We start from the raw sequence: 23,776 nt of genomic DNA on the forward strand, positions 1-23,776 counted from the left end.
ATGCTTTATCCTGCATTCACTATTTAATAAACATTCGCGTTATCATTTTCGTATATTGCTAAAATGCTTTTGTTATCCTGCAGTATGTAATTATTTTTTTGCTTCTTTTTTAAAAATAAATAGTATATTGGGAACTTTTATATTAATTATTTCGTCTAACAATACAAATAAAACAGCAGGATACTATTATGATAAAAAAATTACTTTTATAATTACATCTATAATATCAGTTTTTTTATTAAGTTCATGTTATCCTGCATTTGATAGAATATTCCGTATGCATCCTGCAAGGCATTATTTTTATTTTCCAGCACATTTTAATATTAACAGCATACTTAATATTATTATAAAAATATTAATAATTATTGCATTAATATTTTTAATAAAGATACTATACAATAAAAATAATAAAAAAGAGTAATTAATTTTATATATGCTTTTTAGAAATTTAAAATTGTATTTACATAATATTTTTATAATTAATATAGCTTTTTTTGGTACAGAAACCTGTCATTGATAAAATACTTTTGTTTATTCTAGTTTCAAAAGTATATTAAATATAAAAAATAATAAACTATTAAATTTACTATTTATAAAAGTCAGCTAACTGTGCTTTAATTAAAATTACAAATCTAATAAAAACTTGGGAAAATTTGCTTTTACAGTGTATGCAATAAATATAATTGGAATTTTTATTTTTTATTAAAACAATAAAATTAAAAGGGCGGGTATTAGAATAAAGTTAAAATTCTATATAATTATTTTTAGAATCTATCATACCTATTTTTATATCGCAGTTAAAAAATTTTACTAATAATTCAGCAAGTTCATCTCTGGCATTGATAGCTTTATCATCATTAATGCCTATAAAAGCATCTATAGGAAATATTATATTTGAAGAGTTTTCAGTAATTTTTCCGTATTCGCTTTGCCTCCATATCCATCTTCTAGTTCTTATATCATTAGCAGCAGCATAAACCAATTCATTATCATCAGCTTTTTCTGTTTCAGTTTCTCCGAATGGAAGGAATGTATCATCGCTTACAGAATATCTAATATAAAAATCTTCATTATTCATAGAATCTAAATCATGTGCTCCCATAGGAAGTTTATATTTAATAGAAACAGCATTAACTAAGTCTACTACGGAATTTATTTCAGGCATTCCTTTCTTTTTTGATATTCTTGTGAGCAATGCCTCTATAGAACACATAAATTTATTAGGATTAATATTTAATTTTTGAAAAGCTTCTCTATAACATTTTATATATTCGATTTCTTTCACCTTTATATTTTCAAATTCTTTTTCAGCACTTGAAATACTTTCTTTAAGCATTATTGATATATCATTTATCTTATTTTTATTATTAATTTTTTTAGCTATTATTACAGCAATGCATAAGTTATTTAAAGTTTCAAATACTTTATTTTCTATGATAAATTTCATAATGAATCCTAATATTTAATTATTATTTAGATTGAGATTATTTTTTATTTTGTTAAAAGGATAATATATTCTTAAATAAAAAAATAATTAGTTTAAGCAGGAAAATAACTTAAACTAATTATAATTTTAGATAATTTATGTTGGGTATTATTTTTTTAAGCCATAACGTTTTTTAAATTTATCAACTCTTCCAGCTGTATCAAGGATTTTTTGTTTGCCTGTAAAGAAAGGGTGGCAGTTATGACAAATATCTACATGCAAATTTTTTTGTACAGAATGTATTTTAAAATTAGCACCGCAGGCACAATTAACATCTGTTTCAAAATACTCAGGATGTATATCTTTTTTCATTGTTTTTATTCTCCATTATTAAAAGTAAAATTATAAATAATAGTGTATTATATTATAAACTTACTCTTTTTGCAATACTGTAAAATAATAATTTTATTTATTTACTAATAAAAAACTTGTTCATTAATTATTTCCTGACATTCTGCGAATGTCAGGTACTCACAAGTTTTTTATTTTATTGCTAGCTATAAACTCGCTTTAAAATAGCTAATAACCTCCTTATCGTCGGTTATTAGCTGCTCGTTTATTGCTTTATTTACTAATAAAAAACTTGTTGCCGATATCGGCATATTCCCTGCCATTCTTTGAATGTCAGGTACTCACAAGTTTTTTATTTTATTGCTAGCTATAAACTCGCTTTAAAATAGCTGATAACTTATATTATAAAAATTGTGAGCGTCTGCTAAGTTTACTTAACAGACCAATAAAAGCGAACAATTTTTATTAGCAACAATAAAAAATAATAATTTGTTATTATTGCTATCGATAAACTCGCTTTAAAATAGCTGATAACCTCCTTATCGTCGGTTATTAGCTGCTCGTTTATCTCTTTATTTACTAATAAAAAACTTGTTGCCGGTATCGGCATATTCCCTGCCATTCTTTGAATGTCAGGTACTCACAAGTTTTTTATTTTATTGCTAGCTATAAACTCACTTTAAAATTTTTATTATATTTAATTATCAATTATAAATTATTAATTATCAACAATTGTGTCATAATAGTTAACTATATACCAATATTTTCCCATTCTTCTTAAAACGAAAGTTCTTTTTACAACAGGATCATAAATATCTCCATTATCAGCATTAAAGTATCTATGATAAAGTCTGGTTTCTACTTCAGCTTTAGGAAGTCCGTATTCTTCTATAATAGTTATTTTATCAATAGTAAAATTGAGAAGAGTATAAGTTACGGCAGGATCATATTCTGTTTTAATAAGATCTAATATAGCTGTATAATGCTCTCTTTCTTTCGCATTTCTGGCAGAAATAATATCTCTTTGAAGTTCTGCTATAAATCTATTTCTCACTTGTCTGTCATAAGCAGAAGATAAATATTTTTTGAACTCTTCAAACAGTATTTTTCTGTCTTCAGGCAGAGAAGTTCTATAAAGAATATCAAATCTTATAGCAAGCTCTCTTATATTACTTGATTTATAAGCCATTTCAAGATTATTAAGGAAATTATTTCCAAAATTTGTTCTAATCATATCAATACTTACATTATCAGAGAACTGATTTCTTAAAAAAGCTTCAAAACTTAATTCTCTTGCCTTTTGACGAATGCCTGTATCTGTAAAATCTTCCAAATATGCATTGCTGTAATTATTTCTATATGCTTCATAATATCTCTGACTTATACTTATTATAGAAGGCATATGCATATATCTGTAATAATTATTCCAATCTTTATTTTTCATAGCAAATAAAGTATTTGATATGATGCTTGAAGGCGAATAGTCCTCTAAAATATTTTGATTTGTTGAAGCAATATTATCATAAATAGGCATACTGTTAGTATTTTGATTTTGATATGATCTAGCTTCATCTAATAGAAAATATGCGGTATCAGCCTTCATATAAAAATTTCCGCTTATTTCAGGCATAGGGTTAAAACTTCCCTCTATTCTGTATCTTCCTATTTTATCAAAATAGAACCAATTATTTAAATCTATATAATATGAAAAACTTTCTCCCTCATTAAGTGTTACAATTCTATCTTTAGAAGTGTCTAAAGATTTTTCATTTTTATATTTCCAAAGAGTATAATTATCTGATGATACTACAGGATTATTATAATTATCATAAACGGTAAAATTATAATTATTAAAAGGGTTAGATGAATTAGTAAAACTTATAGTTCCCTTTTCAGCATATATTTTTATCTCCATAGTAATAGGCTGATTTAATCTATACCTATTTAGGTCAAAACTCATACTTATTGTATAGCTTGAAGGCGAAACAACATTATCATCAGGGTAAATTCTTTTTATTTGATCCAACATAATTGTATCTAAAAAGTTATCGTTTTGAGCAAATATATTAGAACAGCCCATTATAAACAAAAGAAATAATATTCTATATTTCATATCTAATTACCTTAAAAAATACTATTACAATTATTTATCGGAAAAAAACAAAATAATATGAGAAAAATTATATGTATTTTATATTATAGCATATATAAGAAAATATAGTAATAAAAAAACAATATTATTTATGCTTTGTTTTGTGTTATTAAGTTTTATAATATTCAATTTCAAAAATCTCATAGTTAATTATTATATATTGAAATTTAATTTATATAATAGTATCATCAATATACTTTTATATATAGGGGATTATTATGGATATGGAATATGCTAAGCATTTGATGGGAATATACAAAGATAAAGTTCTTCATAATAGAATGAAAAGAAGACTTGAATATTTTGAAAGAGTTTATAAAAGAGATAATGATAAAAGATTATTTGCTGAATTGGCATTTTGTATATGTACTCCTCAAACAAAGGCTAGAAATGGTGCTGCTGCTATTATTGATTTATATAATAATAATTTGCTTTTTAGAGGAAATGCTGAGGATACAGCTTCTATATTGATTAAGCATGTAAGATTTCATAATATGAAAGCTGATAATATTGTACTTGCTAGAAATATTTATTTTCCTAATGGAGAATTTATTTTGAAAGGTAGAATAAATGATGCTTTAAAAAATGATTCTATGGTAGAATTAAGAAATCAGCTTGCAAAAGAAGTAAAAGGCTATGGACTTAAAGAGGCTAGCCATTTTCTTAGAAATATAGGCTTCGGTCAGAAAATAGCTATACTTGACAGACATATAATGCGTGTAATGGATAAATTAAATATTCTGCCTGATGGTATGACTTCAAAAACAAGCCTTACAAAAAATAATTATCTTAAATGTGAAGCAAATTTGTTAGAATACTCCAAAAATGAAAAAATACCTATGGAATATTTAGATTTTGTATTTTGGTATGATGCCACTAATGATATTTTTAAATAATATATTTTTTCGTATATTAATAAATATATATTCATTGCTGCTAACTTTTAGTTAATTTAATGCATTTTATAATTAAGTTTTAACAAATTTAGCTTGTTTAATACATATAAAATTTTATTTTCGCTTTCTGCCATATATTTTTATAGCTTTTATTTGTTGTTATATTGTAATATTGTTCTTTTTAGTTTTTACTGTTATTTTAATGACAGCCCTAGCATTATTTAAATTTACAATTAATATACAAAAACGCTATTAAAAATATAAATTTATTTTATATAAAAAATAGATGTATTAAAAAATTATATATACTTAATTTGCAAAAAAAAATAATTTTTTATTTTTATTGACTTTAAAATTATTTTATTTATACTAGCTTATAGAATTAAAATTTATTATGCTGTTAAAATAAAACACTTAGAAACATTTATTAGAATTAAATGGTACAAAAATGACAGAAGTTTAATACTATATTTAGAAGAAATTATATTTTATATTAAGAAATAATATCAGAAGTTCTTTAATCGGATTAATATCCCAAAGGGTTTATGTACTGATTATAATTTGATTGGCAATAAAGAATTAAGTGTTTTTTATATATTTCTTATTAATTTAGTTTTGTTATGTATTTAATATTTAAAAAATAAATTATTTAAGTATTAAGGAGATTTATATTTATGAAAAAGCTATTTATATTATTAGTATTATGCCAATTAATGCTTTTATCTTGCAATATTTTTACCAAACCTGGTTTTTTAATTTCTAATTTGATTGGCGAATGGGTTAATAAAAATAATTCTCAGGATCGTTTTTTTATTACAAAAAATGGCGATTTAATTATTGATGACGGCATCGGTAATTCTCATAATTTTATTATACAGAATTGGGATCCTTATGAAAAAGTTGTAGAATATAAATTGAATGCTTCAAGTTCACTATACACTTTAACTTTTAGATTTACTAGTCCGAATTACTGTGAATGCACTTTGTCTAGTTTGCCTAATTATATAGAAGTTTTTATAAAAAGATAATTTATTTTTATGTAAATATCATTTGTTTATTTATTATACAAATATAATTTTAGTATTATATATAAAGCTATATCTAATTTTTAGTTAGTTTATCGCTAGCAATAATAAAACAATTTTTATTTATTAAATATTAAAGAATCTAGTTTTAAATTTTATAAGATAAAGCTATTAGATACTGTTATCACTTGTATAATATTATTAATTATAGTTTATAGCAAAACAGCAAAACATTAATATTTTATCTTAATTATATCTATAAGTATTTTTAAAGTAGTCAGTAATGATATGCTTACAAATATAGGTTTTATAACTTTTATTCCTTTTTTTATTGCAAATTTAGCCCCAAAATATGTTGATATCATTATGAATGGTATGATAAATATGCCTGCCATATAATTAACCTTTCTTTCTATAGCAAATATTATTAATGAGCATAAATTACTAGTAAGATTTAAAGCCTTAGCATTTCCAGAAGCAAGAAGAAAGTCCATTTTATAATAAAGTACAAAAAACATTATTAAAAAACTTCCTGTACCCGGACCGAATACCGCATCATAAAAACCCAAAAGAAAAGCAAAAAGCATTCCTATTATATAGTTTTTTATTTTTAGATTATTTTCATCAAATTTATTTTCAGTTCCGAAAGTTTTAGAAAATAATGTATATATTCCAACCGCTAAAATAAATATCATTATCAATGGCTGCAGTATTTTAGAGTTTATTAATACAACTACCCGAACGCCTGCAATAGAGCCTAGTATTGTCATAGGTATTAAAAACTTTATTAGCCTAGCTGTCAGTTTTCCATTTTTGAAAAAAGTAAATGCCGAAACTATGGCTCCTGAAGCAGATGTCAATTTATTTGTAGCCAATGCTGTATGCGGAGGAATGCCCGCTATTAAATATGCAGGCAAACTTATAAGTCCGCCTCCTCCGGCAGCTGCATCAACAAATCCTGCTATTGAACAGCCTATTATTAGTATTATTAAACTTTCTATACTCAGCATACAAAATCTTTTAATTTTTTAATGATATTATATCTGTGCTGCTTTTTTGTCAAATTTTATTTAAATATATATTTTTAGTATTTTATACTATTATCACTGAATATGTTTTTTAAATAAAAAGTATGCTGTATTTATAACTATTAAATATAATAGAATTTTATAGATTATTGACTTTTAGATAAAAATGATTTAAAATAACAAAAATGTTTTCACTGCATTATTGTTATGTTTTAATTGCAAATATTTCTTATTGATATAAAATATACGCAATTATTTCCGATAATGGAATGACTGTAAATTTTATGGAGGCATATTAAATGGCAGAGCAGACAGAGCAACAACCTATTGAAAGTACAGAAAATAGAGTTGATCTCGAAGATAGTACAAACCTTGTTACTTTTAGATTAGGCAGCGGTGAGTATGCTATAGATATCATGCAGGCTAAAGAGATAATAAAAATGGAAAAGATTACTCTTATACCTAATGCCCCAGATTTTGTAGAAGGTGTAATAAATTTACGCGGTAATATTATACCTATAATAGACTTGAAAAAGAGATTCAATTTAGAAGAAACAGAAGGCGATAAAAACACAGGTATTATCATAGTTAAAATAGAAGATGTCGATATGGGTATTATTATAGATGCTATATCAAAAGTAGTATCTATTTCCAATTCAGATATTCAGCCTCCTCCTCCTATGCTTTCAGGTATAGGACAGAAATATATTAAAGGTGTAGGCAAATTAGAAGATAAATTGCTGGTAGTATTAGATTTAGAAAAATTATTTAGTACAGATGAAGAGGAAGAAGAGGCTGCTGCTGACAGTTAAATATTAGAATGCGGCAGTTATTACTTTATTTTCGCTTATAATTATATCAAGTATTTCATCATTATCATCTTTCGGTATTAGCGGAAGTATTTGATAATCATAAGCTAATCCTATCCTTAAAGCGTTTTTATTTACTTTTAATATATTATCGTAGTATCCGCTGCCGAATCCCAATCTTCCGCATTTTTCATCGAATGCTAAAGCTGGTATAATAAACATAGATATTTCTTCTATATTGCAGTCTTTACAGTATTCAAATGGTTCTCCGCATCCGAATTTTGTATTTCTATTAATATCTTTATCATAATCATTAATATATTTCAATTTCATATTATGATTATCTATAATAAACGGTACAGACACTTTTATATTATTTTTTAATGCATATTTTATTATTTTATTAGTAGCAACTTCATTATTAAAATCGGAGTATACAGATATAGAATGAAATTTATTAATATTAACCATATTTTTAAATTTTCTAAAAATTACATTACTCTTATCCTCTATAAAGTCCGAGTTTAAATTACTTCTAATGAGCTTAAATGATTCTCTTATTATATTTTTTGCTTCTTTAATATTATTAAGAGAAGTTTTCATCTTTTAGTTCTACTAGCAATTCTTGTAATAGTTTATCTCTAATGATTTGATCTATAATTTTTTGCGAAGCCATACCTATATCTATAAACTGTACAGCAAAACCTTTAGGTAAATCAGGTTTTTCTTTTTCATTATTAATCCAAACAACTTTTGCTTCAGTAAATAGTTTAAAATCTTTGAAAGATATGGTAAGTCCTAATATATCGCCTTTATCAGGTATATTAGTATCAGATGATATATAAGCTCCGTTTCCGCTGATAGAAAGTATATTTCTGTCTATAGAGCCTCTAATTTTATCTTTATATGCTATAATAACATTAAGAGGCCAATTTACTCTTGAATACTGTCTTCTTTTTTGTACGCTTTCATCTGACATTTTAGATATTTCAGTTTGTATAGCCTGTACTATTACACTAGCATCAGTATTTTTGTAAAACATCAAAGAATAAGGATATAAATTTTTATCCAAACCGTCTAATACATCTGTAAGCACCAATTTTATCTGAGGATTAATTCTTTTAACTTTTTCTATAAATAAATTAATACTGTCTTTTTCATCTTCATTATATCTTATTATATAAAAATATATATTTAGATTATTTTCTAAAATATATGCTAAGGACGAATTAGTATCATTAAAAGTACTTATATCAAATTCATTATTAAAAGCACTTTTATATTTCATTAAGATAGAAGGGTTATTTTCTATAATCACGCCTTTTATTTGTTCTTTATCCATTCTCTTAACTCTCCTGATAATTTATGCGTTTCAAGTTTAACATAATTTTTTATTTATGCAATATTTCAAATAAAAAAATTAAGTATTTAAAATTTAATACCATTAAAAGAGCTTATTGTTATATATATAAGCAAATGATATAAAATAAATGACTTTTATAATAAAATTAGTTATTCTTAAAAATTAAAAAATAATTAATGCTTAAACAATCTTTAATTATTATGAATTATATGCTATAATGATTTATTATAATTTAATGATATATATTATAATTTAACAATAATAGAGGTGATTAAAATGTATATACTTCCTGCAATAGATTTGAAAAGCGGCGAGGTTGTAAGGCTTGTTGAGGGTGATTATAATAATAAAACTATTTATTCTAAAAATCCTTTAGAGGTATTAGATTTTTTTATAGAAAACGGAAGTAAATATCTGCATATTGTTGATTTAGATGGGGCAAGCGATGGAGAAACTATTAATTTTAATACAATAAAGCAGATAATAAAGAAATGCAGTTTACTTGTAGAAGTAGGCGGCGGCATAAGAAATGAAGATACTATAAAAAAATATTTGGATATAGGTGTAAAAAGAATTATACTAGGTACTCTTGCTGCAGAGAATATTGACTTTACTGAAAAGATGATTAATAAATATATGGAGCATATAGCAGTGTCCGTTGATTCAAGAGATAGAATGATAGCAATTAAAGGCTGGAAAGAGATAAAAAAAGAAGATTCTGTTGAGTTCTGTATTAAATTAGACAGTATGGGAATAGATACAATTATATATACAGATATTTCAAAGGACGGAAAATTATCAGGCACTAATTTAGATATATATAAAGAGTTAAGAGAAAAAGTTTCATGCAGTATCATAGCTTCGGGAGGTATAACTTTTGAAGAAGAAATTATAAAATTAAGAGATATGAATATTGACGGAGCTATAGTAGGAAAATCCATATATGAAAAAAAAATAGATTTGAAAAGAATAATAGAGATTGCACAATAATAAAATATAAATTATTTATAATAAAATTATAAAGCTCTAAAAATAATCTCATAAAAGATACTTATTACTATTAATAATATTAATAATTTAAGAAGATAATTTAATTATGAAAAATATAAATAAAGTAAATAAAATAAATGAAATCTTAGAAGAATGCAGAAAAATAGCAGGTAAAAAATTAAGTAAAGAGAAAATAGAAAAAATAGAGAATACTGATAATTTTATAATAGCTATGAAAAAAGAAGAAAATAACAGCTTTGAAATTTTTTATAATATGCTTGAAGAAACATATTCAAAACAGTTATTTAGAAAAATAGTAAGATATAGATATTTGCTTTCATTTAATAGAGATGCCTATACTAATATTAAAGAAAAAATAAAATTGAGTATAAAGTATGGTTCTATTAATATATTTTCTTGGGGTATAAAGAGAGTTTTATTTATTTTGCAGAAGTATAAATATCCTAAAGAAATAGAAAATTTTTTACTTTTTTATATATTCTCACTTGAGCAGTATAATATAAAAAATATTTTTGAGGCATCAGATGACAGCATTATATTTGATGTCGGAGCTTGGAAAGGTGATACAACTTATTTCTTTTCTAAAAAATGCAATGATAATGCCAAGATTTATGCTTTTGAACCTGATAATAATGCCTATAAAACATTAAAATTAATGAAAGATAAATATAAATTAAATAATGTAATATTAAATAATATTTTATTTTCTAATAAAAAAGAAATTATTGATTTTGTATCTATGACTCCTAATACTCCTATAGTTAAGATGGAGGCAGTTACTATAGATGAATTTGCTGAAATTAATAATATAGAAAGAATAGATTATTTAAAAATGGATGTTGAAGGAGCAGAAATGCATATATTAGAGGGTGCTTCAAAAACAATAAAAAAATTCAAGCCTTCTCTTGCCGTTGCTATATATCATGGCGGAGAGCTTTTTATGGAAGATTTTTATAAAGTTCCAATTTTCATTAAAGAAATAACAGAAAATTATAATTATTATATAAGGACTTTCTCGCCTTGGGGAGGGGAGACAGTGCTTTTTTGTATACCTAAAAAATAAAATTATGTTATAATTAAATAATATTGACTTTTTCTAACTATCTTATAAAATCAAACTTTAGGAGTTAAAATTTATGGCGAGAAAAGACATAGTAAATAGTGTTATAGGCGACGGTTCTTCTTTCAAGGGTACTTTTATTGTGAAGGGTTCTTTTCAAATAGACGGAAAATTTGAAGGGGAATTAAAGATAGACGGACATTTAATTATAGGACCTAACGGCAAGGTAAAAACTAGTACAATTATAACAGAAAGCATTACAATAGCAGGTACTTTAATTGGAAATATTGATGCAAGGAAAGAAGTTATACTTATAGAAACAGGCAGGGTTTTAGGAAATATAGAAGCCCCTAAAATAGATGTAGGAGAAGGTGCTGTTATACAGGGAGAGATGACTATTACAGGCGGACAGAAAAAAGATATTACAAAAGTAGTTCAGGAGTCATTTACAGGTATCAAAACAATAGAAGAAGATAATAATACTTTTAATAATGATAATACTCTAAATACAGGCAGCAGTTCAAATAATATATTTAATTAAGGTGAGTATATAAAATGGCTATAAAAATAAAAACTCAGGCTGAAATTAATTTAATGCGTGAAAGCGGACATATATTAGCTAATGTATTTAAAGAGGTAGGTAAGATAGTTCATCCGGGTATTTCAACAAAGGAAATAGATAAATTTGTATATGACTATATAAGAAAGCATAATGCCAAGCCTTCATTTAAAGGTTATGGAAATCCTCCTTTTCCAGCTTCAGTATGTGCTTCTATTAATAATGAAGTAATACACGGCATACCTAGTAAAAAAAGAATTTTAAAAGACGGCGATATTATAGGGCTTGATATAGGAGTATATTATAAAGGATATCATTCGGATAGGGCTTTCACTTATAAAGTAGGAAATGTATCAGAAGAGGCATCTAGGTTAGTAGAAACTACAATGGAATCATTCTTTAATGGAGTAAAAAAAATAAGAAACGGCGTTCATTTGGGAGATATTTCTTATGCTGTGCAGAAAACTGCTGAAGATGCGGGCTATTCTCTTGTAAGGGAATTTCAAGGTCATGGTATAGGTGCTAATTTGCATGAAGAGCCTGCTGTTCCTAATAGAGGAAGACAGGGAACAGGTCCTATACTCAAAACTAATATGGTTATAGCAATAGAGCCTATGGTTAATATGGGTCATCATTCTATTTTGATAGAAGATGATGATTGGACTATTATAACAAGAGACGGCTCATTATCTGCCCATTATGAACATACTGTTGCTGTTACAGAAAACGGTGCAGAAATACTGACTGCTTTAGAAGATGATGAGATAGTAAATAAATATCTTAAAAGTTAGATTTTTTTATGTTTTTGTCATATAAAAATAATTTAATGTAAAAATTTATTATACCGATATATTAAGCAGTAAAAAACTTTATTTTGATGCAGATTATGAAACATATTTTTTTAACATTTAATATATTAGTATTGGCTTCTTTATCAATATATGCACAAAATCTTAATACCATAACAGATGATATATCAGCAGTTACCAATGAGTACGGTGCATTATTCAATAGTAAATTAGAACCTGCTTGGGTATATATAGGCGAGGCTAAAAGAGCTATATATAAAGGCGATATTTCTTATGCACTTTATATAATGAATAAAACTCTGATGTATTATCCTGATAATGCTGATGCTCATTATTTTTTAGGTTTAATATATGAAAAAGAAGGCGGAGATCCTGCTGAACAGGGAGGAGCAGCCTCTTATCGCTTGGCTATAGAAGAATATAGAAAAGTTATAAACTTCTCTTCTAATCTTACAATACCTGCTTATAAATTAGATTCTTATTTCAGACTTTTATATATATATGAAAAATTAATAGATGAAAATAATTATGCCAATATAGAAAAAGAAATTATAGATATGGCTGAGAATACATATAAGAATTATGATAAAGGAAGAATATATTTCAGATTGGCAGAACATTATGGAAACAGAAATAGAGGAACTGCTGCTATAGATTATTATAGACAGGCTTATATGAATGGATATAGACAAAAATTATCTCTTTTTAGAATGTCTTTAATTTATAGAAGAATGCGTAATTATGTTCAGGAAAAAGAAACTTTAATACTTGCAAATAAATATGAGTTCTCTAATGTAGAGCCTAGCAATTTTGATGTTCAAAAAGCTATTGTTCAAAGGTTAGAGGCATTAAGAAATGTAAGGATACCTAGAAAACTAAATTAAACTATTATAAAATAATTAGTATTTTTTATTATAATAATATTATGTTTTTTAGCTTAAAATAAGTATGTTGACATTTTTTATTATTTATATAATAATTATTATTGGGGCTTTCCTATGCATAAAGCACACAGCACAGCACAGCACAGCACAGCACAGCACAGCACAGCACAGCACAGCACAGCACAAATAATTAATTATTTTTTTATATCCGTCAAACTTTATATAAGTAAAATTTATTCTATAATATTTATTTTACTGTCTATATCTATTGCAAATTTATACTCTCAGGAAAATGATTACAGTTTTAAAAACCCATTTCGTATATATGAAGTTGATAAATATTATATGGGCTGGCAGGACCCTAGGGCATTTATAGGAAGAATATTATTTGCAAAAAATTTTGACGCCTATAAAAATTTATCTCTTATTGCTCCAAATGTAAATTGGGATTTTAAATCTGTATCGGTTTATATTGAAGGGCGTTTGGCAAGTGAAATAATGTTTTATAGAAATAAATATTTTTCTGTAGGTATGGGCGGAGCTATGGAGATTTCCATACTTGGAAGAAACAGCGGATTATTTGATGTTTATGATTTTTCGGGGCAGTTTATGGTATTTGCTGATCTTTGGCTTCAAAATCTTGCAGGAATAGATATGAAAATAAGATTTATACCTATTTATCATCAGTCTACTCATTTGGTTGATGGTTTTAAAGGAGATACTAAGATTAAAAGCGGAAGCAGTTATGAATTTGCTTCTATATCTGTTTATTATTTCATAAAAAAATTCAGTGTTTATTTGGGCTCTGAAATTTCTTATAATGCTGTTGGAAACAGCCCGCAGTTATTTAGAATACATGCAGGATTAGATTATAGATTTGCTTTATACAAAGATGAAATTAGTTTAATAACAGGAATAAATATTGCTGCTCTTTTGGATAAAAAAGACAAGTTAGGATTAATAAAAGATACTTGGCATTCTGCAGTTAATTTCGGTATTGGAATAGAGTTTTACAGATATGCAGTGTCTTTAAAAGTTGGTTATGGAAAGCCTAGAGGTGCTTCAAGTTATTTCGGATATGAAACTAAAGTAGGGCTTGAAATAAGTTTAATATTTTAAATATAAAAAATGCTTTATGAAATAAAAATTATATGTTAATAATTTTTTTCAGTTTTTTTAGATATAGATAATCAATAAAGCAATATTACTTCCTTATTAAACTGCCCGATATAGTATAATTATCATTAGCTATATTAAGCTCCATTATTTTATCATTAAATGTAAAAGTATATTTGTCTAATTCTCCAATTAAATCAGCTTCAGCAGTATAATTATTATCTGCAGTTTTGAATATGTTTCCTTTCGAGAATTTAATTTCTATAGCTTCTCCGTCAATATTAATTACTCCTTCTATAGAACCGTCATTATTAACAGTAAAGTCAGCTTTCCCATTTTCTATAATAATTCCTTTCGCATTTTTCTCTATTGAACTTGAAAAATATTTTCCAGCATATTTTTTGTCTATTCCTTCCCCTGTTTTAGTAAAATCATTTAAACATGATACAGCAAATACAAAAGATATCATCATCAAAATAGTAAATATTGTTTTTATAAAAGTTTTCATTTTTTTATCCTATTATTTTTAATTTAATATTTATAATATATAACTGACAAAAAATATATTAGTGAATAGTTTTTATAATAAATATTTAAATTTTTTATATAAAAAATAATTAGTTTTATATAATAATGATTTTTTCGTTTAATACTAAAAAAGAATATTGGTAAATTACTTTATAAAGTTATATGTTATAATTGATAAAATTAATAATATATGTTAATATATGATTGTTTCTTAATATATTAATATTATTGGAGTTTATTATGAGATTCTTAATATATGCATTTTTACTTTTATCTATTTTATCATGCGGTAATAAAAGTGATTCTGATATAAATAAAGACAGACAAAATGATGAAAAATCTATAGAAAGCAGTAATATAGTTCAGGATTTATCTTTAGAAGATGCTTTAGCAAAATATGATGGAAGTCCTTCTATAGATATAATAAAAAATTTAATTTCTTCAGGCAATGTGAATAATACTTTAACAGAAACTACAAATATAGTAAATAAAGAAGATACAGAATATGATCTTAGTATAACTTTCGATGAGGGAACTACAGCTTTAATGATAGCTTCTTATTACGGATATGCCGATTTAGTAAATGCACTCATACAAAATAATGCTGATGTCAATATAAAAAACAAAAGAAATTACACAGCTCTTTTATATGCTGTAGATATATGGACTAGACAAGGTATAGGAATATATGACAGTAATTTTAATACTGTTGAACTTTTGGTTAATGCTAAAGCAGATGTTAATGCTGTTAATAATTATGGCTGGAGTCCTTTATTTTTTGCTGCCGATAATTCTAATTCTGATGTAGTGGCATTTTTAGCTGATAATGGTGCTGATATTAATTTAGTAGATTCTAAAGGTATTACTCCGCTTTTAATTGCTAATGATGTGGAAAGTATAAAAGTATTAGCTAAAACTTCTAATATTAATAAAGCAAATTTTGCAGGTGTAACTCCTTTGATATCTTTTTCAGGCAGAGGTATATCAACAGATGCTATTAATATATTGCTTGAAAATGGTGCTGATGTGAATATGATTGATAAGGACGGAGAAACAGCTCTTTCTTATGCTATAGAAAACGGCAATTTTGAAACAGCATTAATACTTCTTAATAATAATGCTAATCCTAATCTTGCTAATAAAAAAGCTAAAGAACTTGCAGAAATTGCAAGAGAGTTAGGAGATGAAGAGGCAGCTGCTATATTAGATAAATATTAATATATGTTACTGTGAATTATTTTGACAAAATTGATATATTCTGATATATTAGTTATGCTAGAAAATATATTACTTGGAGTTTTTATAATGTTTGATAATAATGTTCATTATATAAGAAAAGAACTTGAGTCTATTTATAAGATTATAGTAGAAAATTTAGGCAAGGAATTATTAAATGCTGAGATTAAACGCTTAGAATATGAGCCTAAAATGGATAGAATCAATATAAATAATTTTATATTCATAAGACTTAGTTTTGAAAATGAATATGATCATAAAGAATTATACTATGATATTTATATTGAAGATGAAGACGGAAATAATGTTGAGAGAGCTTTAATTAGTGTTGAAAAGCCTTTCACTAAAGTTGTTGATAAAGTAGATTATTTAGTTAAGTTAAATTATCAGGCTGATAATGATTAAAAATAATTTTTATTTGAAATAAAATGGGACTTAAAATTTTTAATCCCATTTATTTTTTGTATATTCATTTATATTAAACATATCTTTAAGTACTTCTTTTGATTATTATATATTTTTGCTGAATTTAGATTGACGCATCAAAATATATAAAGCATATTTATACAATTTTATATTCTATTAATTTTAGAACTTACTCATATAATTATTTTTTATATAAATTATATATTAATTTAATTAATAATATTTTTTTGACAAATTTTAATATTAATTTTATAATGTATAAATGAAACTAATCAAAGTAGGAGTATTTATATGCTTCAGTATGCTGTTATAGGGGTAGGAACTTTAGGCAAGGCATTAATTAATAGACTTATGACAAAACCTTCAATAGAAGTGTTTGCTATAGATAATGATATAAATGAGATAGAGGCTATAAAAAATAATGTTACTCAGGCTATGCGTTTAGACTCTACTCAAAAAGAAGCATTAGAAGCTATTGAAATTAATAAATTTGATGCTGTTATACTCACAATCGGTGAAGATATGATGACAAGTATATTGACTGCATTACTTTTGAAAGAGCTTAATGTAAAAAATATTATAGCAAGATATTCAAATGAAAAACATAAAGCTATACTTAGTATGATAGGAGTAACGCATTTGGTAAGCCCTGAAGAATCTATGGGCATACATATAGCAGAACAGCTTGAGGTTGGAGATACTGTATTGCTTTATGATTTAACCGAATATCATTCTATAGTGGAATTTCCTGTTCACGGAGGACTTGCAGGAAAGAATTTTAAAGAACTTGATTTGAGAAAAAAATATAAAATTAATGTTGTGGCAATAAAAAAAGAAACGGTAGGAATATTAGGGGAGAAAAAAATAGTAGTTGATTGTACTCCTGATCCTGATGAGCCTATGGTTGAAGGCGATATACTTATTATTGCAGGACATGATAAGGATATAGAAAAAATGAATAAAAAAATGGCTGAATAACTATGAATACTTATCTTGCAAAAATCTTTATAATTATTGGCATAATATCAATAGTTGTTGGAATACTTCTTTTATTTAATATAAAAATTCCTTTTGGAAAACTTCCGGGAGATATAATTATAAAAAAGGATAATTTTACTTTTGCATTTCCTTTAGTTACTTGTATTATACTTTCTTTTATTATTTATATTATTTCTAAACTTAGGTAGTATTATTACTTTTTTATTTGCTTAAATGCTTAATTTTTAATAGAAAGCGTATATATGTTTGATGAAGTTTAAAAAATACTTATGTCTTATTATTTATAATTTTTTATTATTATGTTATAATGTATTAATAAGTATTAATTTTGGAAGGTATTATTTATGAGAGCAAAAGAGATATGGAATAATATTTCTTTAGATATTACTTTAGAAAAATTAAAATCTATTATTGATAAATCTAAAGACATATTAAATTTATCTTCATCAGTACATCTTGCAAAGTTTTTAGAAAAAATTCAATTGATGTTAGATATGATACAGGATTATATTAATGGTAATTATAAAAATATACCTTGGAAAACCATTGCATCTATAGCAGGAGCTTTATTATATATAATAATGCCTATAGATGCTATACCTGATATTATACCTTTAGCAGGGTTATTGGACGATGCATTTATTATAGGCTTATGTTTGAAATATTTTTCTGAAGATTTAAATCAATATAGAGAATGGAAGTATGGAAAGACTAAAGATACAGAACATAAAAATATTGATAATATTAAGAATATAGATTATGAAGATAAATAGGAAATAAAGTTTTGATGAATAATGATTATAATAAAGAGATATTCACAAAGAGCATCAAATATTTAAAAGGCGTAGGTTCTAGGTATTCTGAAATACTTGCAAAAAAGAATATAATTACCTTATATGATTTAATATCCTTTTTTCCTAGAACTTATGAAGACAGAAGAAAAACTTTAAAACTTTATGAAGCATTAGAAAATAAAGATAAAACTAGTGTTGTATATGTTGAAGTTATAGATGTATCGAGTTTTACTTTTCAGTATAAAAAAAAGCCTTTAGTTATAGTAACAGACGGGGCTGCTATATGCGAAGTACCTATTTACGGAGGGAGATTACCTGCAGGAGTTTCTAAGGGAGCTAAACTGTATTTAACAGGTAAATTTTTAAGAAGCGGCAGAGGAAAACTTCAATGCCGAATGACAGAATTTGAAGAACCGTCTTCTAATGCATTGTCTTATGGTAAGATTGTACCTATATACCCATTGACTGAAGGACTTTCTCAAAAAAAATTAAGAACTTTAATTGTAAATGAGCTTGTAAACTTTGAAAAGAATATGAAATATGATATTCCAAACATTATTAAAAAAAAGTACAGACTTAAAAGTTTTGTTTCTTCTGTTATGGAGATGCATTTTCCTACTTCTTTTGAGGCTCTTGATGAGGCGAGGAAAAGTCTGATTTTTGATGAGTTTTTAACTTTTCAGTATATACATTTAAGTGAAAGAAGACCTAATATATTAATAAAAGAAGAAAGATATAATTCTTCAGATTTGCTGGAGAAAGTAAAATCAAGCTTAACATTTGAGCTCACTTCTGATCAATTAAATGCAATAGAAGAGATAAAAAATGATTTATTTTCAAATAAGCAGATGTTCAGACTGCTTCAGGGAGATGTAGGAGCGGGTAAAACTATAGTAGCATTTTTAACTTCATTGATACCTGCAGAGTCAGGATTTCAAACTGCATTTTTAGCACCTACAGAAATATTAGCATTACAGCATTATAATACATTTAAAAAAATAATTAAATCATCAGGCTTGGAAAATATTATAAAGATAGATATATTAACTTCTTCTGTTAATCAAAATGAGAGGGGATATTTATTAAAAAGACTTAGAGAAGGAAAAATTAGCATATTGGTAGGAACTCACTCTATACTTTATGATGAAGTTATATTTAAGGATTTAGCCTATGCAATAGTAGATGAACAGCAGAGATTCGGAGCAGCACAAAGAAATAAATTACTTTCAAAAGGAAAAAATGTTGATTATATTCTTATGACGGCTACTCCTATTCCTCAGTCTTTGGCATTAACATTATTTGGGGAGCTTGATTTATCTATCATAAAAAGTATGCCCAAAAACAGAAAAGGCGTGCTTACAAAATATAAAGAACTTTATGAAAGGGATCATTGCTATAAATTTTTAAAAAGCAGAATATTAAAAGGAGAGCAGGGATATGTTGTATTTCCTTTTATAGAAAATAATGATTCTAGTTTTATTACTCTTTCAAGCGAATTTCAAAGGGCTAAAGAAAGTTATTTTTCAGATATTCAAATAGAAATAATATATGGAAAAATGAAAGATGATGAAAAAGAATATATAATGAACAGATTTTCAAAAGGAGAGATAAAAGTATTATTTTCTACAACAGTTATAGAAGTAGGAATAGATAATCCTAATGCCACTACAATATTAATAGAAGGTGCTGAAAGGTTCGGCTTATCTCAGCTTCATCAGCTTAGGGGAAGGGTAGGAAGAGGCGATAAACTTGGATATTGCTATTTAATACTTCATAGCGAGCTTAATGATATAATAAAAGAAAGAATCAGTATAATATGCGAAACTACTGACGGATTTAAAATATCAGAAAAAGATTTAGAATTGAGAGGGGCGGGCGAGTTTTTGGGAGATAAGCAAAGCGGAATACCTGATTTTAAACTTGGAAACATAATAAAAGATAATGAAATAATGCGTAAAGCAAAAGATGAAATGCGTTCTTTACTTAGAGATGAAAATTCAAAAGAAAATTTTTACAAAGAAAATGAAGCATTTATATTAAAAGCTAATTATTTGAAAGAGCGGATAATTAAAAGTGATTAAGTTATTTATATGTATCAGTTTGTATTTTTTATGATTTGATTAAATAATTAATCTTATATTTTAGTTTGATTATTAAGATAGTAATATAGCAACAAAATAAGATAAAAATAAGCATAGTAAGAAATAAATAAAATGCCTTAATACAGCAATAATTATAACAAATTTTATTTACACTATCTAATGCATATTGTACTATACTTATTTTCTTTTGATGCGTTCTATTTTTAGCTTTTTATTATCAGCTTTTAGGAAGAAGCTTTATAGGATCTATAGCCATTCCCTGATATGAAATTTTAAAATATAATTCGCTTCTGTCTATCATTCCTGTATTTCCTATATCTCCTATATAATCTCCTTTTTTTACAATATCTCCAAGTTTAACATTAACTTTTGATAAATGAGCATAAGAAGTATTATATCCGTTTTTATGTTTAAGTATTATAACAGTGCCGAAACCTCTAATATTATCAGCATATTCTACTATACCATCATCTGAAGCCGAAACTTTATCTCCTACATCTCCCAATATATTTACGCCTCTATTTGCAAGTTTATCAGAAGTTACCCCGTATCCTGAAATTATTATTCCTTTATAGGGCCATATAAAAGAGCTTTCAGGAAGCAGAGTATCATCATTGAAATTATATACAAGCATTTTTTTTGTTTTTACCTTTATATTTGCTCCTATATATAATTTATATTCATCTGCATTTTTTATATTATTTAACTGCATTAAATCTCTCAAATCCATTGTATGCTTTTTAGCTATTGAATATAAAGTATCGCCGCTTTGAACTTTATAATTTGATATAACGGCTGCAGCTGTTTTTTTAGGACTTGCATATACCTTAAGAGTATCTCCTATCTTAAGCATATACTTATCATTAATATTATTTATAGAATATAATTCTACTAAATCCATTCCTCTTGAAAATGCTATCTCGCTTAATGTATCACCGCTTTTTACTTTATAATTTTCTAAAGCTGTGTATGATGCTGGTTTTGATGAAGTGTTTATATTAATATTATCATATATTTTTAGAGTATCTCCTGCTTTTAGTATATAGCTGCTTTTTAAATTATTTAATTCAAGCAAATCTTTTAAAGACATTGAATGTTTTAATGCTATTTCTCCGAGAGTATCCCCATTTTTTGCTTTATATGTTTTTATAGTTTTACTTTGAGTATTGGAATTATTTTCTTTTGCATATATTTTTAATTTTTCGCCTGTTCTTAATTTATATTTTAAAGGATCATCTATATTATTAATCTTCAAAAAATCATTAACGCTTATATCATTTTGAAATGCTATGCCGTATAGAGTATCACCGCTTTTTACAGTATAGTATTCTGTTTCTTTTGTATATTCTTTATTATTATTTATGCTGTTATCTTTTTTAGATGACTTTATATACATAATTTTTCCGACATATAATTTATATTTATCAGGATCATCTATATTATTAATTTTTAAAAATTCATTTACTTTCATATTATGAGAGAAAGCTATTCCATATAAAGTATCTCCGCTTTGTACTCTATAAGTATCATAATTTTCTGAATTATTATTTTGATTATTATCAGTTGTTTTATAGTTATTATCATATACTTTAAATGTTTCTCCGATTTTCAGATTATATTTATCAGCATCTTTTATATTATTCACAGTAAGAAATTCATTTGCAGTCATATTATGCGAAAATGCTATGCCGTATAAGGTATCTCCGTTTTTCACTTTATAATCTTTATATGATTTTTTTTCTTCTCCCTGTTTTAATCCGTAAACTTTATTTTGAGAATCATATACTAAATTATATTCTGCTTCTCTTACTTTTAAAGTTTCTCCGATTTTCAGATTATATTTATCAGCATCTTTTATATTATTCACGGTAAGAAATTCATTTGCAGTCATATTATGCGAAAATGCTATGCCGTATAAAGTATCCCCTTTTTTTACTTTATAATCAGTATAATTTGCTGCAAAATTTATAGAGGCAAAAGTACATCCTATAATGGAGGCATATTTAAAAATATTTTTCATAATAGTTATTTTTCAAGTTCAATTAAGAGTTTTAATTTGTTATTTCAAAAACTTCGTCTATAAGAGGATCAACAGGAGTAATTACAACATTTACTTCTTTAACGCTTGACATTTGAGGACCTATTTTTATTTTTTCTACAAATTCATCTATTTCAGCTTTTGTTTTCAAATATCCGATTACTTCAACAGAACCGTCATAATTATTCCATACTTTTCCGCCGATTTTCATTTCATCAGCTACTTGTTTTGAATAGTATCTGAATCCTACTCCCTGAACTCTTCCTTTTAATGTGATATCTACTTTAAACATATACTAATTATCGGAAATATATTTTATTGAATTTATATGAATATTAAAAAATTGACAATTTATATAAATAATTATAAAATACCTAATATAGAAATTTCCATAAAAATATAGATATAAAATTTATAAATGCCCTATTATAGGAAGCCCTGTTATATAGAAAAATGCTGTATTGGATAAAAAACCTATTATAGTACCGAATATTATTCCAAAAATAACGTCAAAAGGATAATGCAGTCCTACATATACTCTGCTGAATGCTATTAAAGATGCTATAGGGTAGAATAATAAAGCTGAATATATGCTATAGCTTCCCATACAAAATGATACAGCAAAAGCTACCATTGTATGACCTGAAGGGAAAGAATGCTTATCAGGAGGGTACATAATTGGTATTTTTGAATGTTTTTTATAAGGACGCATTCGGCTGAAAAAACTTTTTATATATAAAAATAGAAATATGCATATAAAAATTGCAGCTGCAGCTCTTGAAAAATACAAGGCAGCATAATCTATTCTAAACATATAAAACAGTAAATAAATCAGAACCCATATATATCCGTCTCCCATTCTGCTCATAAATTTCATAAATGTTTTTACAGGACCTTTTCGATTATCTTTGAAAATTGTTAAGAATAATTTATTGTCTAAATTGGACATAAATTTTATTAAAGGAAGACTATTTATATAGTTAATTCTTTTTTTTTTCCTTCTTCTTTTTAGTATTTTTTTTATTTTTTTTCTTCTTACTTGATTTCTATGTTTATTACTTTTTTGTTCATTATTCATATAAAGAAGCCCAAATTTAGCTGTATATAATAATATTATTATAAAATACAAATAAATCAACTGCTAATATTTAAATTGAAATATTT

The 23,776-nt window shown here is 25.6% G+C and carries 25 protein-coding genes; 15 read left to right on the top strand and 10 right to left on the bottom strand.

Annotated features, from left to right (window positions below; genetic code table 11):
* Positions 1-742: 742 nt before the first annotated feature.
* The 3 genes from QZ288_RS02600 to QZ288_RS02610 all read right to left on the bottom strand — a co-directional run bounded on the left by QZ288_RS02600 (position 743) and on the right by QZ288_RS02610 (position 3,890).
* Positions 743-1,447, bottom strand: a complete 705-nt coding sequence (locus QZ288_RS02600) for a phenylalanine--tRNA ligase beta subunit-related protein (RefSeq protein WP_295154650.1) — start codon at positions 1,445-1,447, stop codon at positions 743-745.
* Positions 1,448-1,594: 147 nt separating this feature from the next.
* The gene (gene rpmE / locus QZ288_RS02605) at positions 1,595-1,798 is read right to left on the bottom strand and encodes a 50S ribosomal protein L31 (protein WP_295154652.1); all 204 of its coding nucleotides are present in this window, start codon (positions 1,796-1,798) and stop codon (positions 1,595-1,597) included.
* Between the two features lie 697 nt (positions 1,799-2,495).
* Positions 2,496-3,890: a hypothetical protein gene (locus QZ288_RS02610; RefSeq protein WP_295154654.1), complete on the bottom strand. Its 1,395-nt coding sequence runs from the start codon at positions 3,888-3,890 to the stop codon at positions 2,496-2,498.
* Between the two features lie 257 nt (positions 3,891-4,147).
* On the opposite strand from QZ288_RS02610, the gene QZ288_RS02615 reads away from it, so the two are divergent.
* Together QZ288_RS02615 and QZ288_RS02620 are read left to right on the top strand one after the other, a co-directional pair.
* A complete protein-coding gene (locus QZ288_RS02615; protein WP_295154656.1) occupies positions 4,148-4,825 on the top strand; it encodes a transcriptional regulator in 678 nt (225 codons plus the stop codon).
* Between the two features lie 674 nt (positions 4,826-5,499).
* Positions 5,500-5,853, top strand: a complete 354-nt coding sequence (locus QZ288_RS02620; protein ID WP_295154658.1) for a hypothetical protein — start codon at positions 5,500-5,502, stop codon at positions 5,851-5,853.
* A gap of 230 nt (positions 5,854-6,083) precedes the next feature.
* Here QZ288_RS02620 and QZ288_RS02625 read toward each other — a convergent pair whose 3' ends face one another.
* Positions 6,084-6,860, bottom strand: coding sequence for a TSUP family transporter (locus tag QZ288_RS02625; protein ID WP_295154660.1), 777 nt, complete (start codon positions 6,858-6,860; stop codon positions 6,084-6,086).
* A 317-nt stretch (positions 6,861-7,177) separates the two neighbouring features.
* On the opposite strand from QZ288_RS02625, the gene QZ288_RS02630 reads away from it, so the two are divergent.
* Positions 7,178-7,690: a chemotaxis protein CheW gene (locus QZ288_RS02630; protein WP_295154662.1), complete on the top strand. Its 513-nt coding sequence runs from the start codon at positions 7,178-7,180 to the stop codon at positions 7,688-7,690.
* A gap of 3 nt (positions 7,691-7,693) precedes the next feature.
* On the opposite strand, the gene QZ288_RS02635 is transcribed toward QZ288_RS02630, so the two are convergent.
* Positions 7,694-8,290: a 5-formyltetrahydrofolate cyclo-ligase gene (locus QZ288_RS02635; protein ID WP_295154663.1), complete on the bottom strand. Its 597-nt coding sequence runs from the start codon at positions 8,288-8,290 to the stop codon at positions 7,694-7,696.
* Entirely contained in the window at positions 8,274-9,029 is a 756-nt protein-coding gene (locus QZ288_RS02640) for a PilZ domain-containing protein (RefSeq protein ID WP_295154665.1), read from the bottom strand. Before QZ288_RS02640 ends, QZ288_RS02635 begins: the two co-directional genes overlap by 17 nt.
* Before the next feature lie 297 nt (positions 9,030-9,326).
* On the opposite strand from QZ288_RS02640, the gene hisA reads away from it, so the two are divergent.
* From hisA to QZ288_RS02670, 6 genes are all read left to right on the top strand, one after another.
* Entirely contained in the window at positions 9,327-10,040 is a 714-nt protein-coding gene (hisA, locus tag QZ288_RS02645) for a 1-(5-phosphoribosyl)-5-[(5-phosphoribosylamino)methylideneamino]imidazole-4-carboxamide isomerase (protein ID WP_295154667.1), read from the top strand.
* Positions 10,041-10,146: 106 nt separating this feature from the next.
* Entirely contained in the window at positions 10,147-11,124 is a 978-nt protein-coding gene (locus tag QZ288_RS02650; protein WP_295154669.1) for an FkbM family methyltransferase, read from the top strand.
* Between the two features lie 73 nt (positions 11,125-11,197).
* The gene (locus QZ288_RS02655) at positions 11,198-11,662 is read left to right on the top strand and encodes a polymer-forming cytoskeletal protein (protein ID WP_295154671.1); all 465 of its coding nucleotides are present in this window, start codon (positions 11,198-11,200) and stop codon (positions 11,660-11,662) included.
* A gap of 14 nt (positions 11,663-11,676) precedes the next feature.
* The gene (gene map, locus QZ288_RS02660) at positions 11,677-12,471 is read left to right on the top strand and encodes a type I methionyl aminopeptidase (protein WP_295154673.1); all 795 of its coding nucleotides are present in this window, start codon (positions 11,677-11,679) and stop codon (positions 12,469-12,471) included.
* A 95-nt stretch (positions 12,472-12,566) separates the two neighbouring features.
* A complete protein-coding gene (locus QZ288_RS02665; protein ID WP_295154674.1) occupies positions 12,567-13,373 on the top strand; it encodes a hypothetical protein in 807 nt (268 codons plus the stop codon).
* Between the two features lie 114 nt (positions 13,374-13,487).
* Positions 13,488-14,492: a hypothetical protein gene (locus QZ288_RS02670; RefSeq protein ID WP_295154676.1), complete on the top strand. Its 1,005-nt coding sequence runs from the start codon at positions 13,488-13,490 to the stop codon at positions 14,490-14,492.
* Positions 14,493-14,577: 85 nt separating this feature from the next.
* On the opposite strand, the gene QZ288_RS02675 is transcribed toward QZ288_RS02670, so the two are convergent.
* Entirely contained in the window at positions 14,578-14,997 is a 420-nt protein-coding gene (locus tag QZ288_RS02675) for a hypothetical protein (RefSeq protein ID WP_295154678.1), read from the bottom strand.
* 260 nt (positions 14,998-15,257) lie between these two features.
* Between QZ288_RS02675 and QZ288_RS02680 the strand changes: the two genes are divergently transcribed.
* From QZ288_RS02680 to QZ288_RS02705, 6 genes are all read left to right on the top strand, one after another.
* Positions 15,258-16,235, top strand: a complete 978-nt coding sequence (locus QZ288_RS02680) for an ankyrin repeat domain-containing protein (RefSeq protein WP_295154680.1) — start codon at positions 15,258-15,260, stop codon at positions 16,233-16,235.
* An 87-nt stretch (positions 16,236-16,322) separates the two neighbouring features.
* A complete protein-coding gene (locus tag QZ288_RS02685; protein ID WP_295154682.1) occupies positions 16,323-16,658 on the top strand; it encodes a hypothetical protein in 336 nt (111 codons plus the stop codon).
* Positions 16,659-16,970: 312 nt separating this feature from the next.
* On the top strand, positions 16,971-17,657 hold the full coding sequence (locus QZ288_RS02690) for a TrkA family potassium uptake protein (RefSeq protein ID WP_295154684.1): 687 nt from the start codon (positions 16,971-16,973) through the stop codon (positions 17,655-17,657).
* Between the two features lie 2 nt (positions 17,658-17,659).
* Positions 17,660-17,866, top strand: coding sequence for a DUF2905 domain-containing protein (locus QZ288_RS02695; RefSeq protein WP_295154686.1), 207 nt, complete (start codon positions 17,660-17,662; stop codon positions 17,864-17,866).
* A gap of 156 nt (positions 17,867-18,022) precedes the next feature.
* The gene (locus QZ288_RS02700; protein ID WP_295154688.1) at positions 18,023-18,451 is read left to right on the top strand and encodes a YkvA family protein; all 429 of its coding nucleotides are present in this window, start codon (positions 18,023-18,025) and stop codon (positions 18,449-18,451) included.
* A gap of 11 nt (positions 18,452-18,462) precedes the next feature.
* A complete protein-coding gene (locus QZ288_RS02705) occupies positions 18,463-20,553 on the top strand; it encodes an ATP-dependent DNA helicase RecG (protein WP_363322953.1) in 2,091 nt (696 codons plus the stop codon).
* Positions 20,554-20,791: 238 nt separating this feature from the next.
* On the opposite strand, the gene QZ288_RS02710 is transcribed toward QZ288_RS02705, so the two are convergent.
* From QZ288_RS02710 to QZ288_RS02720, 3 genes are all read right to left on the bottom strand, one after another.
* Positions 20,792-22,594 (bottom strand): LysM peptidoglycan-binding domain-containing protein, encoded by a 1,803-nt coding sequence (locus QZ288_RS02710; protein WP_295154692.1) that lies wholly within the window; start codon positions 22,592-22,594, stop codon positions 20,792-20,794.
* A gap of 31 nt (positions 22,595-22,625) precedes the next feature.
* Positions 22,626-22,904 (bottom strand): acylphosphatase, encoded by a 279-nt coding sequence (locus tag QZ288_RS02715; RefSeq protein ID WP_295154694.1) that lies wholly within the window; start codon positions 22,902-22,904, stop codon positions 22,626-22,628.
* A gap of 120 nt (positions 22,905-23,024) precedes the next feature.
* Positions 23,025-23,690, bottom strand: a complete 666-nt coding sequence (locus QZ288_RS02720; RefSeq protein WP_295154696.1) for a phosphatase PAP2 family protein — start codon at positions 23,688-23,690, stop codon at positions 23,025-23,027.
* Positions 23,691-23,776 lie beyond the last annotated feature (86 nt).

The sequence above is a fragment of the uncultured Brachyspira sp. genome (assembly GCF_910578695.1).
Classification (GTDB): Bacteria; Spirochaetota; Brachyspiria; order Brachyspirales; family Brachyspiraceae; genus Brachyspira.